At 50.8% G+C, this 13,465-nt stretch carries 13 protein-coding genes; 10 read left to right on the top strand and 3 right to left on the bottom strand.

The features are described from left to right. The first annotated feature begins 186 nt into the window (after window positions 1-186). Window positions 187-1,986 (top strand): putative bifunctional diguanylate cyclase/phosphodiesterase, encoded by a 1,800-nt coding sequence (locus ACFFLD_RS18955; protein ID WP_386043073.1) that lies wholly within the window; start codon window positions 187-189, stop codon window positions 1,984-1,986. On the opposite strand, the gene ACFFLD_RS18950 is transcribed toward ACFFLD_RS18955, so the two are convergent. Further along, complete coding sequence (locus ACFFLD_RS18950; protein ID WP_386043072.1) at window positions 1,983-2,591, bottom strand: putative metalloprotease CJM1_0395 family protein; 609 nt, start codon at window positions 2,589-2,591, stop codon at window positions 1,983-1,985. The two genes, ACFFLD_RS18955 and ACFFLD_RS18950, sit on opposite strands and share 4 nt — an antisense overlap. A 151-nt stretch (window positions 2,592-2,742) precedes the next feature. On the opposite strand from ACFFLD_RS18950, the gene ACFFLD_RS18945 reads away from it, so the two are divergent. From ACFFLD_RS18945 to ACFFLD_RS18925, 5 genes are all read left to right on the top strand, one after another. Beyond that, complete coding sequence (locus tag ACFFLD_RS18945) at window positions 2,743-2,970, top strand: DUF2835 family protein (protein WP_386043071.1); 228 nt, start codon at window positions 2,743-2,745, stop codon at window positions 2,968-2,970. A 7-nt stretch (window positions 2,971-2,977) separates the two neighbouring features. Continuing rightward, entirely contained in the window at window positions 2,978-3,385 is a 408-nt protein-coding gene (locus ACFFLD_RS18940; RefSeq protein ID WP_386043070.1) for a hypothetical protein, read from the top strand. Window positions 3,386-3,498: 113 nt separating this feature from the next. Next, complete coding sequence (locus tag ACFFLD_RS18935) at window positions 3,499-4,071, top strand: antibiotic biosynthesis monooxygenase (RefSeq protein ID WP_386043069.1); 573 nt, start codon at window positions 3,499-3,501, stop codon at window positions 4,069-4,071. 173 nt (window positions 4,072-4,244) lie between these two features. Further along, window positions 4,245-4,916: a glutathione S-transferase gene (locus ACFFLD_RS18930; RefSeq protein ID WP_386043068.1), complete on the top strand. Its 672-nt coding sequence runs from the start codon at window positions 4,245-4,247 to the stop codon at window positions 4,914-4,916. A 13-nt stretch (window positions 4,917-4,929) separates the two neighbouring features. Continuing rightward, on the top strand, window positions 4,930-6,972 hold the full coding sequence (locus tag ACFFLD_RS18925; RefSeq protein ID WP_386043067.1) for a putative bifunctional diguanylate cyclase/phosphodiesterase: 2,043 nt from the start codon (window positions 4,930-4,932) through the stop codon (window positions 6,970-6,972). Between the two features lie 83 nt (window positions 6,973-7,055). Here ACFFLD_RS18925 and nhaD read toward each other — a convergent pair whose 3' ends face one another. Continuing rightward, entirely contained in the window at window positions 7,056-8,540 is a 1,485-nt protein-coding gene (gene nhaD / locus ACFFLD_RS18920) for a sodium:proton antiporter NhaD (protein ID WP_386043066.1), read from the bottom strand. Between the two features lie 477 nt (window positions 8,541-9,017). On the opposite strand from nhaD, the gene ACFFLD_RS18915 reads away from it, so the two are divergent. Beyond that, window positions 9,018-9,995, top strand: a complete 978-nt coding sequence (locus ACFFLD_RS18915; RefSeq protein ID WP_386043065.1) for a TAXI family TRAP transporter solute-binding subunit — start codon at window positions 9,018-9,020, stop codon at window positions 9,993-9,995. A 193-nt stretch (window positions 9,996-10,188) separates the two neighbouring features. On the opposite strand, the gene ACFFLD_RS18910 is transcribed toward ACFFLD_RS18915, so the two are convergent. After that, window positions 10,189-11,145 carry a calcium/sodium antiporter gene (locus ACFFLD_RS18910; protein ID WP_386043064.1) on the bottom strand — a complete coding sequence of 319 codons (957 nt, stop codon included), beginning with the start codon at window positions 11,143-11,145 and terminating at the stop codon, window positions 10,189-10,191. A gap of 360 nt (window positions 11,146-11,505) precedes the next feature. Between ACFFLD_RS18910 and ACFFLD_RS18905 the strand changes: the two genes are divergently transcribed. From ACFFLD_RS18905 to ACFFLD_RS18895, 3 genes are all read left to right on the top strand, one after another. Beyond that, window positions 11,506-11,712: a cold-shock protein gene (locus ACFFLD_RS18905; protein ID WP_007111857.1), complete on the top strand. Its 207-nt coding sequence runs from the start codon at window positions 11,506-11,508 to the stop codon at window positions 11,710-11,712. A gap of 280 nt (window positions 11,713-11,992) precedes the next feature. After that, window positions 11,993-12,700, top strand: coding sequence for a metal-binding protein ZinT (locus tag ACFFLD_RS18900; RefSeq protein ID WP_386043063.1), 708 nt, complete (start codon window positions 11,993-11,995; stop codon window positions 12,698-12,700). 157 nt (window positions 12,701-12,857) lie between these two features. Then, window positions 12,858-13,253 (top strand): lysozyme inhibitor LprI family protein, encoded by a 396-nt coding sequence (locus ACFFLD_RS18895; RefSeq protein ID WP_386043062.1) that lies wholly within the window; start codon window positions 12,858-12,860, stop codon window positions 13,251-13,253. The last annotated feature ends 212 nt before the right edge of the window (window positions 13,254-13,465 follow it).

Below are 13,465 nucleotides of genomic sequence, written 5' to 3'. Positions count from 1 at the left end.
TTATTATGCAGCGTAACGTACCTAAGCATAACGTACTTTTTCTGTAAGCTGGTGTTAAAATGCCCACTTGCCGCGCTGAGCAGAGGAGTAAAACGAGCAGTGGGCATCATGCCGACCGATACCGGCACTTTAATGAAAATGACGAGTGTGTCGGATTCACAATAACGATAAGGAGAGCAAAGACGTATGCGTGAATCCTTGAATGTAGCGAAGGAGCAGTCTTTGTCTCATGCTAGCCTGGCAGCCGCTACTCTGCGTTCGGGCGCGATGCCAACGGCAGCTTTAGACGTTAATGGGTCTTACGTAAACTCAGTATTTTGCTGTGCCAACGAAGCGATCATTATTACCGATCATGAAAATCGAGTCGTGGCGGTGAATCCCGCTTTTTGTGAATTAACCGGTATGTCGCAGGCGGATGTGCAGGGCAAAACGCCGGAAGCGTTCAGTATTTTACCGTTGGATGACAGCCGTACGACGCGATTGATGCGCGAAGAGCTGCAACTACGTGATCGCAGTAAAAGTCAGGTGTCATATCGCAGCCACGATGGCCAGTTTTATCCTGGGATGATGTCCACTAATCGCATTCGTAATGAGAAAGGCGATATTAATCACCATGTGATTGTGCTTGCTGACTTATCGGTTATTCCTGCGCATGCTCGACATCTCAATCGAGAAGTCTATTTTGATTCGCTGACCGGGCTGCCGAACCTGCATCTGCTGACGCAGTTAATTCAAGAATCAATGCAGCACGCAGACACCAAACAACTGCCCCTGGCGGTATGCTCGCTGGACATTGATTTCTTCAAAGCGATTAATGACCGGTTGGGCACGGCGGCCGGCGATGCATTGCTGTCCACCTTTGCGCAGCGCATAAGCCATCTTCTCTTTGGTGATGATGTGCTGGCGAGGGTGGGGGGCGATGAGTTTGTGCTCTTGCTGCATCATGGGGTCGACGAAGCGTTTTACGAGAAGTTGTTAGCCTCTATTCGTCAGCCACTGATAGTAGAAGGACAGAGTATTCAGCTCACGGCTAGCCTTGGCGTGACGCATTATCCCAATGATCCTGTCCAGGGCGATGTGCTGCTGCGTCATGCTAATCAGGCAATGTATCGTGCCAAGCAGCGTGGACGCGATACCTATCATTTGTTTGATCCGCACCATGACCGCTTGTTGCAGGTGCGCCTTGAGCAGCGTCAGCGCTTTATGGATGCAATCAATCACAACGAGCTGTGCTTGCACTACCAACCTCAGGTCGATATGCGCAGTGGCAAGGTGGTGGGGTTAGAGGCATTGGTTCGCTGGCAGCATCCTGACGAAGGCCTGCTGGCACCTGGTCAGTTTTTACCCATTATCGATACCACCACGCTGGAAGTAGATCTTGGTGAGTGGGTGATTGAACAGGCGCTCCGTCAGTTGGCTAACTGGCACTCCCAAGGCATCACACTGCCGGTTAACGTCAATATTAGTCCCACGCATTTGCTGATGAGTAATTTTAGTCAGCGGTTAGGTGAACTATTGGCGCGCCATCCGCAGGTGCCACCGGCCATGTTAAAGCTCGAAGTGCTGGAGAGCGCGGCCATGCATGATGTGCAGGCCGCGCTGAAAACGATGTGCCACTGTCAGGCGCTGGGAGTGAGCTTCGCCATTGATGATTTTGGTACGGGGTTTTCGTCATTAACTCATCTGCGCCAGCTACCGGTCAGTCTGATCAAGATCGATCAGAGTTTCGTCCGCGATATACTCATTGATCAAGACGATATGGCGATTGTGGAAAGCGTTATTTACATGGCGAACCGCTTCAAGCGGCCGATGCTGGCCGAAGGCGTGGAAACCTTGGAGCATGCAAAAGCCCTAATGGCGTTGGGATGTGAGTTGGCGCAGGGTTACGGTATCGCGCGTCCAATGCCCGCTGACGCGCTGCCGACCTGGTTGGCGAAGTGGCCTGCTCGTGAAGAGTGGAACTCGCTGGCTCTATCGGCTTGTTAAGCTGCCTGCTCTTGCGTGGGCGGCGTTGTTTCAGTTCCTGCGTTGCGAGCCTGTTCCATTTCACTACGCAGCATGGCGGCCTCTAACTTGGCTTCCAGTAGATACTGACGTGCTTGAGCAGCTACCTGGTAATCTTTGGGGGAGGGGTCCGCCGGGGCCATTGCCGCCGCGATGACGGTTTGCATCTTCTCGATAGTGGCTTGGGGGTCACCGGGCACCGGACCGTAATCGATAGGCACCTCGCCTGCTACGGCATAACGCTTGCCATCGGGACCTACTTCATACTCATAGCTGGCGCCGCCGGTATAGGCGCCCCCCGTTACCTGATGCGCCATTTCGTGCTGGCGAACTTCGCGATCGGTCTGTTTCAGTTGTTCTACATATTGAATTTCTTCGGCCGCCATCGGGGTGCCATCGGCCCGTTTGGGGCCTGCTGCGTCGCTGCTGCTCTCGTCATTGGGGGTATTGTCGAGTTTATCGGACGTCGCCGTTTGTTCTTCACGCTCGCTATCATTTCTTGCTTGCTCCACGCGTGGCGAGGTGATGCTGGAAACTGGCTGCGCCCATGCAGAAGTAGAAACAGAACTCACGGAAGAAACGGTCATAGGTCATTACCGAAAAAGGAGGAGTTAAGATAGTATTCAGTATTAGCGAGTAATGCTTAGTGTGCAAGGCGGCGTTGCGCGTTTTGTCTCATCCGGAATCGTTAATCAGCCCTAACACCATGACTTTATTAAATTACCACAGCGCGTCGCTATGCTAACTATAGATGTAATCATTAACCTTAACTATGACGAGTGTCTTGCGCATTACGAAGGGCGGATTGCTAACGTACGCACACGTAGTGTGGATGGACGTTGGGTAATCTTTCCCGCCGAGGCCATTCGACGGGTGGTGGGTCGTGATGGCGTGCGCGGTATCTATCGATTAAGTTTTTCCGAGCAGGGCCGATTTATCGGTATTGCTCCCCTCAAAAGACGCTGAGTTACCTATGCACCACCATGGAACATCCATCACATTAAATGAACTTATTTATTCCATCATTCCCCATTTAACCAGTGCCGAAAAGTTGGTGCTTACCACGTTGGAAGATTTAATCGACGCGGCCAACAATCCACTGGATATCCTTAAGCGCACGGACCAGCGACAGGCGTTTGAGCTGGAAATACATCGTATCAGAATCAATCTAGAGTGCTTGCTTAACCGTTATCGGCCTGAGGTGGATGCTATTCTGCGTGCGCAAGGGGAGCATAAAGGTCCAGTCATCGAGCCGGATCCGCAAGAAGCCGAGGCGATACGCAGCGCGATAGAGATCTATCTGCACGTATGTGCTTTCCAGCGCGGCGAACACCCTGGGCCAGTGCCTGGCCGGTACACCATGCCTGGTAAACATTCGTAACATGGCATCAACATTGCTTGTATAATGTGTCAATGAGGCTTTCAGGCTTACCCGCTTGAAGGCAAACAGCTTGCCTACCCGGCATTCGCTGTCGTCACATTTGGAGATATACCATGTCTACCTCACCTGTCACATTGATGGTGGCTCGTCGCGTTGAGGCCGGCCGCTATTCCGATTTTAATCGTTGGCTTAACGAAGGACGCGAGCTGGCGGCCGATTTCGCCGGTTATCTCGGCTCAGGGGTATTGTCGCCCCCCGCAGATGACGATGAATATCAAATCATATTTCGCTTTAGCAGCAGCGACACCTTGGAGGCTTGGGAGCATTCAGCGTCTCGTCATGCCTGGCTGGTGCGTGGCACCGGGCTTTATGAAGCGCCCCAAGAGCACCGAGCGACCGGCCTGGATGCCTGGTTTTCCAGTGGCAGCAGTGCGCCGCCACGCTGGAAACAGGCCGTCGCCGTATGGTTGGCGTTCTTTCCTGTCTCACTATTGTTTCAATGGCTCTTTGGTGATGCGCTAGCCGACTGGGCGCTGGTGCCGCGAGTAATGCTGAGCACCTTAATGTTAACGCCTGTGATGGTGGGGGTGTTTATTCCGCTCTCCATGCGCCTGTTAGCGCCCTGGCTGCAAGGTAAATGGTCGCCGTTGAGTTTGCTGGTGCGCAGGCGTCCGTCGCCCCGCTAAGCTTAACGGCTCTTTTGTTAAACACGACATGGGGCTTAAGGCTGTATTGGTGCTAATCTTAGTGAAGTGCTCCTATGATGATGGTCTTTATGGTACTAACCTGAAAATGAAGACAGATAGGAACGCTAGCGCCAGTACGCCGTTGGCTGACAACTTAGCCCCATGGAGTGTATATGATTCACGTTCATCACCTGGAAAAGTCTCGTTCACATCGAATTCTATGGCTTTTAGAAGTCCTTGAACTGGACTATGAGCTAGTGGTTTATCAGCGCGATAGCAAAACGCAGCAAGCGCCTTCTTCACTCAAAAAAATCCATCCGCTGGGTAAGTCGCCGGTGATCGTTGATGGCGATATTACCATCGCTGAATCCGGCGCGATCATTGACTACCTGTTGCAACGCTATGGTCAGGGGCGTTGCCAACCATCAACCGATGAAATGCGCTCGTGGGTAGATTATCGCTATTGGTTACATTATGCCGAGGGCTCGTTAATGCCCTTGTTAGTGATGAAACTCGTCTTTGGGCAGCTTCCTAAGCAGTCACCCTGGATCATAAAGCCAATAGCAAAAGGTATTAGCGACACAGTAAGTAAGCGCTTCTTAATGCCGCAGTTAAAGCAACATCTGACTTTTATTAACCAGCATCTATCCTCACACGGCAACTTCGCTGGCCCCTGGCCTAGCGGCGCCGATATCCAGATGAGTTTTCCGCTGCAGGCGGTAGCCGCTGTCCAGTCGCTTGATGACTATCCTGCCATTGCCGCTTTTGTCTCACGCATTGAACAGGATGCCGCGTGGCAACGAGTGGTAGAGCGGGCGGGGCCGCTCACCATGCCTGGCCAGTGAGTGGCTGGCGACCATGAGCGTTTCGGTAGCGAATAATAACAGCCGACAACGGCGAAAAAAGACCGCTCCTCTCTACTTGGCTAAAAGCTTAAAAAAAGCCGTCAGTATGTTTATAGGGGCGTGTCTATATGCACCGCTAAGCATTGCGAGTCTGCCTCCCGTGTCGGTGGTTGTGTTAACTGACGAGCGAACAGCGTTGCATGGAGTGGATGCGCTGACCCATGGCGCCCTATTAGCGACTGCTGCCAATCCCATCAAACTTTTACGCCGTGTAGATGACTACGTGGTGAGGTGGGGCGTTCTCTTGCTGGTGGTGATTCTATTTTTAGCGCTGCTAGGCAATGTGTTATTGAAACGTCGGGTGAAGCATAACCGCGCGCTGTTGCAGACCAATAAAGAGATGCTGTCGACTATTCTGGATAGTGTCGACGCGTTTATTTATATCAAGTCTCCGACCTTAGAGTATCAATATGTGAATCGCCGCATTAGCGAACTATTAGGGCTGCCTGAAGACCAGATTATCGGTAAGCGCGATGATGCATTCTTTGAGAACGGCAGCGCCGCTAGTATGGAGCAGGTGGATCTAGGTGTATTGGTGTCAGGCAAAAAGGTAACGGTAGAAGAGAATAACGTCTTGAAAGGCGAAAGCCGAATAAGAACGTTCTTGTCGATTAAAATGCCGCTTTCAATATTTCCTGGGGCACCTCCCTATTTGTGCGGTATTTCGACTGAGCTTACCGATTATCTGGAGATGCAGTCGCGTACTCACTTTTTAGCATTTTATGACTCGCTAACCGGCTTGCCTAACCGTCGCCTGTTGATGGACTCTTTGACGACGGTTATTGATCACGAGGAGTGGGCGGCATCTTATAGCGCCGTACAGATTATTGATCTGGATAATTTTCGGTTGGTCAACGACATACAGGGCTATGAAAGTGGTGATCAATTATTGATCAATGTTGCAGAAAAATTACGCCAGCGTCTTGATGCAGACACCACGTTGGCTCGCTTTAGTAGCGATGAATTCATTGTTCTGATGAGCAACTTAGGCGAATACCAGACAGGCGCCGCCGTTAAAGCCGAGCGGGTGGCTCGTCAGCTTCTGGAAACCATTGCCCAGTTAAAAAAGGATAACTCATTGCCAATCAGTGCCAGCATTGGTATTTCGCTGTTTGCTGGTGGTGAGCAGAGTATGGACGGTGTGCTGCGACAGGCAGATCTGGCCTTGCAGCAGGCTAAAAGGGCGGGCGGGAATTCACTGTGTTTTTTTAATGCTGACATGCAAACCAGCGTTGTGGAAAGGGTCAGTTTGGAGGCGGATTTACATCAAGCCCTTGAGCGTAATGAGCTCGCCTTGCACTACCAGATACAGGTTGATCATCAGGGCGTTACTACGGGCGTGGAGGCGCTACTTCGCTGGTACCATCCCCAGCGTGGATGGGTTTCCCCTGCAACGTTTATTCCCATTGCCGAGCAGAATCGGCTGATTATACCCATTGGTTATTGGGTGTTGCGGTCAGCCTGTGAACAGTTAGCGTTGTGGTCCCGTCAAACGACGTATGCGTCCTTGAGCATTTCCGTCAACGTCAGTTCGGTGCAGTTTCAGCAGCCAGGGTTCGTGCACGATGTAGAGACACTGTTAGTAGAAACGCAGGCGCCACCTGGCCGTTTGGTGCTTGAGGTGACGGAAAGCCTGTTGATGCATGATCCCGTCCGGGTACGAGATACCATGTTGAGGCTACGCGCAAAAGGCATCCGCTTTGCGCTGGATGATTTTGGAACCGGCTACTCATCACTAAGTTACTTAAAGCGTTTACCGCTCGATGAGTTGAAAATTGATCAATCGTTCATCAATGAACTGCTGACAGATAAGACGGACGCGGCGATAGTCGATACCACCATTTTGCTCGCAGTGAGTTTGGGGTTAACCGTGGTTGCCGAAGGGGTAGAGAAAAAAGAGCAACTAGACTGGCTAAGGGGTCACGGTTGCTACCGCTATCAAGGCTATCTGTTTGGCCGCCCAACGCCCATAGAGTATCTTTTCGAGAGTTACTGACTCCTGGCTATTCAATGCGAGTTATTAAACCCCTTCCCAGCGTACTGAAAAGGGGAGACTGATGGATAAAGGTAGGAGTGCCGCTATATACCGCTGAAAAGCGCAAAGCTCTCAGCGTTTAGCCACATATGAACCAGAATGCTGGCGATATAGCCGAGCAAAATCACCGGCGACCAGCGCAGGTGGCCCATAAACGTATACGACCCGCGTGCCTGCCCCATGACGGCCACGCCAGCCGCTGACCCAATCGACAGTAAACTGCCCCCGACCCCCGCGGTTAGCGTAATGAGCAGCCATTGTCCATGAGACATATCGGGCTCCATGGTCAGCACCGCAAACATTACCGGGATATTGTCGATAACCGCCGAGACAATGCCGAGCGTAATGTTGGCTGCAGTGGCGTTCCAGCCGGTGTAGAGCGCTTCAGATAACAAGCCGAGATAACCCATAAAGCCAAGCCCGCCGACGCACATCACCACCCCGTAGAAGAACAGCAAGGTGTCCCACTCGGCGCGCGCGACGCGGTTGAAGACATCAAAGGGTACTACGCTACCCAACTGAGCAAGCTTTTGGTTATCGCCTTGGCGGCTATAGCGTTCACGCTTACGTTCCAGCGAGCGAGGCAGGCTTCGGCGTAGGTAGTAGCCGAAGAATTGCAAATAGCCAAGGCCTGTCATCATCCCCAGAACGGGTGGTAAATGAAGCACCACGTGACACAGCACGGCGGTAATAATGGTCAATAAAAACAGCAAGACAATGCGGCGGGCGCCGCGCTTCATCCATACGTCTTCATACACACTGGCGGGTTTTTCATCTTTAATAAACACGCTCATAATAGCCGCAGGAATTAAGAAGTTGACCAGCGCCGGGAAGAACAGAATGAAAAACTCCTGAAACTCAACCATGCCCGCTTGCCATACCATCAAGGTGGTGATGTCGCCGAATGGGCTAAACGCGCCCCCGGCGTTGGCAGCCACCACGATATTAATGCAGGCGACGTTAATAAAGCGCTGATCGCCTTCAGCGACTTTCGTCACCACAGCGCACATGAGTAGCGCGGTAGTCAGGTTGTCCGCGATCGGAGAGAGTAAAAAGGCCAGCCCGCCCGTTAGCCAAAACAGCGTCCGGTAGTTAAATCCTTTGCGCAACATCCACGAACGCAGGGCGTCAAAAACCCGGCGCTCTTCCATGGCGTTGATGTACGTCATGGCCACCAGCAAGAACAGCATCAGCTCGGTGAACTCCAACAGCGTGACGCGGAAAGCGTACTCTGACGCTTCCGGCATACCGTTTTGGACATACACCCAGCCGATGAGGCCCCAGATAATACCGGCCGCGACCAATACCGGTTTAGACTTACGCATATGGATTTTTTCTTCTGCCATGACCAATGCGTAAGCCAAAACAAAGATAGCCACGGCAAAAAAACCTACCGCCGAGGTGGTTAAATTTAACTCACCGGTAACGGCAAACGCCGAGGGGCTTATCAATAATAGTAAGGCGGCTAACAAAAAAGGCCAGCGACGATATAATCGAGGCTGGCAGGAGAGTTGGAACAACATAGTCATGTGAGGGTCTTCCTCATTGTTAAGTTGTTAGGAGGGATGTGAAATCAGATTTAGTCTATCAGTGTGTAATGCAATGCAATACCTTATAAAAACGAACGAAAGTAGTCCTTCTTAACGCACTGGCATCTTTTTTTAATAAATTATTCTTTTTGGTAATGGTAACGCTAAGTGCATTAGTTTTATGTGGGCGTTAATAAATACATACATATAATACTATTGCCGAATAGTAATATTAAATAAATGCTAGAAGTCATACAGGCGATTGCTAATAAAGCTTTATCCGTTACCTCGCTAGTGGCTCGATCTAGTTGTTCGATTAAGCGGCAATCATCGCTGGGTAAGCAATAGCATAGGAGGCGCGGGCGGAGTGTGTGCTTAGCATCGCCGTGTTATGTTGAGGCTTGCTGTTCTCAAGGTGAGTACGACTAAAACGAAGCGGCTTGACCACGGCCGCTGAACACGTTGAGGAAAATAACGATGCGCATCTCATTTCGCTTCCTTCGCCGCGCGCTTAGCATGTCGGCTGTTACGCTGGCGTTTGCCGCTACTGCTTTCTCCCTACAGGCTGACACCCGTGTCACCTATAAATCAGCCTCTGCGGGCACGGCCTACTATCAGATGGGGGTAGAACTCTCGGAAGCGATCCGTCAGGGCACCGATGATGACATTGTGGTTACCCTGGAAGATAGTCAGGGCTCGGTACAAAACGTGATGGAAGTGATGGCTCGCCAAGGCAACTATATGTTTACCGCTCCTTCTGAATTAGTGGGCCAGGCCCTGGCAAATGAAGGCGCTTTTGCAGAACGCCCGAATCCTCGTTTTCAAGAGATACGAGGCTTATTCCCGATTCCCTCGATTACCATGCACTTTGTGCTGGCTGGTGATGCAGGCGTGACGGATATTGCCGCTCTGGATGGCAAGCATCTATTGATTGGCCGAGGCACGTTTGGCGCGCGGGAAGCCGCTCGCTACCTAACACTGTTTGGCTTGGATGCTAAGGTTAAAATTGCCGATGCGGCTATTGAAAACGGCCCTGATGCGCTTAAAAGCGGTAAGATCGATGGTTTCGTCACTGCCAGCTCTTTCCCGTCGCCCAATGTGATTGAAACGGTTGCCAGTATGCCTGTGACCTTGATCAGTCTGAGCGAAGAACAAATCGAACAAACGGGCGCTACCCGTCAAACGATCCCCGGTGGCACCTACCCAGGCATCGATAAAGATGTCGACACGACCTCGTTGCCGGTAATGGCCTATACCACCACCTTCATGGATGATGACACCGCCTATACGCTGACCAAAACGTTCTGGGAACGCCTTGATTCCATGGCCGAAGAGGCTGCATGGTGGGGCAGCATTACGCCCGGCATGCTGGAAAATATGCTGGGCACTCTGCACCCGGGCGCTCTGCGTTATTACCTAGAAGCGGGTATCAAGGTGCCTGAAGAGCTGCGGTAGCCCTTTATATTAGCCCTTTGTATTAGCTCTTTATATTAGCTACCTATAGCGAGATAGCGCTTAGCCATTAACGCATGGCTATTACCTCTCAGTGTATGTTGACCCATGCCACTCCAGCGTGCCATGTCCGCAATACACGGTAAGCAGATGGTCTGTCACCGCTGGAGTGTGTTGAAGCGCTGCTAGGTAAAAGCTAAAAAATAGTAAAGCTTAGTGCAATATAAGCCACATAGCCGGCGAGTAGAGCGGCGCCTTCCCAGCGTGAAAGACGCATACCGGTATATAAAAATAGTACCAGCAAGGCAGCGGCGCCGAGCATGACCCACTGATCAAACATGGCCACGCGATGCGCGAGCGGTAGTGGCTGTAAAAACGCCGAAATGCCTAGTATGCCCAGCAGGTTAAAAATATTACTGCCCAAAATATTGCCGACAGCCACATCGGCATGTCGACGCAGGGCGGCAATCACCGATACGGCCATCTCGGGAAGGGAGGTGCCGACGGCAACAATAGTTAAGCCGATGACTGCTTCGGAAATCCCCATTGCCTGGGCCAAACCAATGGCACCAAACAGCAGCAGTTGAGAGCCGCCAATCAGCATGCCCAGGCCCACCACTAGCGCGACGACCATCATCCATCCTGATGTGGGTAGCTTGGTCACTTCTTCCGCTTCTGACGTATGCATCTCGGCCGCAGGTATAGGCTGGCGACTTTCACTGACATAAGCCCAGATAAGATAGCCGACGAGTCCTGCTATAAAAATGGCTGCATCTACGCGCCCTAAGGCGCCACCGAAAGAGAGACCAATAAAGAGCAGGCTGGCCAATACCACCACCAAGCCATCACGGCGTAGCGCCAATGGTTGGACTACCATGGGGCAGATGACAGCACACATGCCCAGAATTAATAAGATATTGCCAATATTGCTGCCTACAATGTTGCCAATCGCAATATCTGGCTGTTGATTCATGGCGGCATCAATGGACACCACCAACTCTGGCGACGACGTGCCGAATCCAACCACCACCAGGCCCGTTAGGAGTGGCGAAACACCTACTCTTCGAGCGCCAGCCACAGCGCCTCGGATGAGTGACTCTCCCCCTAGGGTCAGTAATACAATACCCGCCAACAAGCTCACTGCATAAAGCATGCTAACAACCTCGTTCAGAGTGCTCGCCAGGTCGCGAATAACGCGGGAATTACCGGGCAAGCCAAGCACGCTAGGCGGTCGAATTAAGGGTGCCTAGCATAGCGCCAAGAGTACTGATAATTTTTATTTTATGCTCGTTTTTATATCGATTTGACGAGTGAAAAATAAATTAAAAATTGAAAGGCTTTGACCTACCAAACCATACGTGGCACTGTGCGCTCAGTAAGTTAGCAAGCAGCATGGTTCCAGAAACATTCGAATTCTTTCGGTCGTCTGTAATTGTATTCCTTGTTCTACTCACTATTATCTGGGTAACACCAGGATTTTTTACAATTCGCGATTTGCGAAAGGATTTATAAAATGGCAACTGGCACAGTTAAATGGTTTAACGATTCTAAAGGTTTTGGCTTTATCGCACCGTCTGACGGCAGCGATGACGTTTTTGCTCATTTTTCTGAAATTCAGTCTGATGGCTTTAAAACCCTGCCGGAAGGCGCTAACGTTTCTTTTGACGTTACCCAGGGTCAAAAAGGCCTTCAAGCTTCAAACATCAAGCTGCTTTCTTGATCCTAGCTATTCTTTAGTTAGTGATCTGGTAAGTACTCGAATCGCCTAGATTCGATGATCGGGCCCCGCTTACGCGGGGTCCGATGCGTTATAACCCTACCAAAATATCTTTCTTAAGCTCCGTACTCTCCCTTCGTAGCTACTTGACGGCTCCAATAAATGCACCAATAGCGATAATGTTAGTGCCTTGTGCGAGTATAAAATCTGTTTACTGATTGGTATGTTATATTGTATCTTTATTGGCGATGACCATCTCAATCGCCAAAAGGAGAGCTTGAATATGACAACACTGCCATTTAAAAGGATGGGTGCGCTTGCGTTAAGCACCATGCTACTGACCGGCGTTCAAAGCGTACACGCGGACCACGATCATGATCACAGCCATGACCAAGACCATAGTCACGATCACAGTCACGACCACGACCACGACCACGACCACGACCACAGCCATGACAGTGATATCTATTCGGGCCATTTCAATGATGATCAGGTTGCTGATCGCCCGCTCTCGGATTGGGAAGGCGACTGGCAGTCTGTCTACCCGTATCTGGAAGACGGCACGCTAGATGAAGTGTTTGCACACAAAGCGGAGCATGGCGACAAAACGGCCGAGGAGTACAAGCAGTACTACACCACCGGTTATGAAACCGATGTAGAGCGCATTGTGATTGAAGACAACAACGTTACCTTCTACGAAAACGGCGAAGACAATACCGGTGAGTACCAATACGATGGCTACGAAATATTGACCTACGAAGCAGGCAATCGTGGCGTACGGTTTATTTTCGAATTGGAAGGAGATTCTGACGAGCTTCCGCAATATATCCAGTTTAGCGACCACGATATTTATCCAACGGATGCGCACCATTTCCACCTTTACTGGGGCGATGATCGTGAAGCGTTGTTGGAAGAAGTCACTCATTGGCCAACGTATTATCCGTCTGATTTAAATGGTGATGAAATCGTCGAAGAGATGCTGGCCCACTAAGTAGGTATCAGCGTATATAAACGCTTATAAGTGTTCAGATAGTAAACAAAGCGTCCGCAGACATGCTGGCGCTTTGTTTTTGGGGTCAAGAAAAAGGTAATAAGGTAGTCTGGCTGAAGTTGCCACGCTGGCTTTTAATCAAGCAATAGGTGTGATTATGCGTTTATCGCTATTATACGTGAGTATTGGGCTTCTGCTCTCAAGCGGCTTTACGAATGCAAACGAGGCATGTGATAACGCGAGTACCCAATTAGCGTTAACGGAGTGCTCGGCGCAAGCATACCAAGCCGCCGATGATGAGCTTAATAAGGCCTATAAGCGGCTAGTCGACAGGCTTGAGCATCATTCAGCATCGCTTGAAAAACTCCGAGAGGCTCAACGACAATGGGTCGGCTTTCGTGATGCCGAATGCGCGTTCGAGAGTAGCGCCGTGGAAGGCGGCAGCGCCCAGCCCATGATACGCAACTTCTGCCTTGAAAATTTGACTCAGACACGCACGCAAACACTCCTTGAGCATGCCAGCTGCAAAGAGGGCGACCTTAGCTGTCCCTAGGGAAAATACTTGTAAGGCGGTTTTTAGAAATAAAAAAGCAGCCATGAATGGTTGAGTAGCAAGGCTCGCTCTTGTGCATTTGATCTGCGACAAAATTACATTGTTAAAATGATGACTACCTTGACCTTGGTCTTACCCATAGGTTGTATGTTTTAAGTGAGCGATAAGCGTGTGTAGTTAAGGGCAGAATGAATCTTGTGAATTCATTCTGC

The organism is Vreelandella sulfidaeris (assembly GCF_042429665.1).
Classification (GTDB): domain Bacteria; phylum Pseudomonadota; class Gammaproteobacteria; order Pseudomonadales; family Halomonadaceae; genus Vreelandella.
The sequence above is the reverse complement of the archived record's forward strand: the minus strand, read 5'-3'. Positions and strand labels throughout refer to the sequence as shown.

What these genes read in the sequence shown, in the direction of transcription:
- ACFFLD_RS18955 (WP_386043073.1), top strand. Translation starts at nt 187, where the DNA reads ATGCGTGAATCCTTGAATGTAGCGAAGGAGCAGTCTTTGTCTCATGCT.
- ACFFLD_RS18930 (WP_386043068.1), top strand. Translation starts at nt 4,245, where the DNA reads ATGATTCACGTTCATCACCTGGAAAAGTCTCGTTCACATCGAATTCTA.
- ACFFLD_RS18940 (WP_386043070.1), top strand. Translation starts at nt 2,978, where the DNA reads ATGCACCACCATGGAACATCCATCACATTAAATGAACTTATTTATTCC.
- ACFFLD_RS18910 (WP_386043064.1), bottom strand. Translation starts at nt 11,145, where the DNA reads ATGCTTTATGCAGTGAGCTTGTTGGCGGGTATTGTATTACTGACCCTA.
- ACFFLD_RS18935 (WP_386043069.1), top strand. Translation starts at nt 3,499, where the DNA reads ATGTCTACCTCACCTGTCACATTGATGGTGGCTCGTCGCGTTGAGGCC.
- ACFFLD_RS18945 (WP_386043071.1), top strand. Translation starts at nt 2,743, where the DNA reads ATGCTAACTATAGATGTAATCATTAACCTTAACTATGACGAGTGTCTT.
- nhaD (WP_386043066.1), bottom strand. Translation starts at nt 8,540, where the DNA reads ATGACTATGTTGTTCCAACTCTCCTGCCAGCCTCGATTATATCGTCGC.
- ACFFLD_RS18950 (WP_386043072.1), bottom strand. Translation starts at nt 2,591, where the DNA reads ATGACCGTTTCTTCCGTGAGTTCTGTTTCTACTTCTGCATGGGCGCAG.
- ACFFLD_RS18895 (WP_386043062.1), top strand. Translation starts at nt 12,858, where the DNA reads ATGCGTTTATCGCTATTATACGTGAGTATTGGGCTTCTGCTCTCAAGC.
- ACFFLD_RS18925 (WP_386043067.1), top strand. Translation starts at nt 4,930, where the DNA reads ATGAGCGTTTCGGTAGCGAATAATAACAGCCGACAACGGCGAAAAAAG.
- ACFFLD_RS18915 (WP_386043065.1), top strand. Translation starts at nt 9,018, where the DNA reads ATGCGCATCTCATTTCGCTTCCTTCGCCGCGCGCTTAGCATGTCGGCT.
- ACFFLD_RS18900 (WP_386043063.1), top strand. Translation starts at nt 11,993, where the DNA reads ATGACAACACTGCCATTTAAAAGGATGGGTGCGCTTGCGTTAAGCACC.
- ACFFLD_RS18905 (WP_007111857.1), top strand. Translation starts at nt 11,506, where the DNA reads ATGGCAACTGGCACAGTTAAATGGTTTAACGATTCTAAAGGTTTTGGC.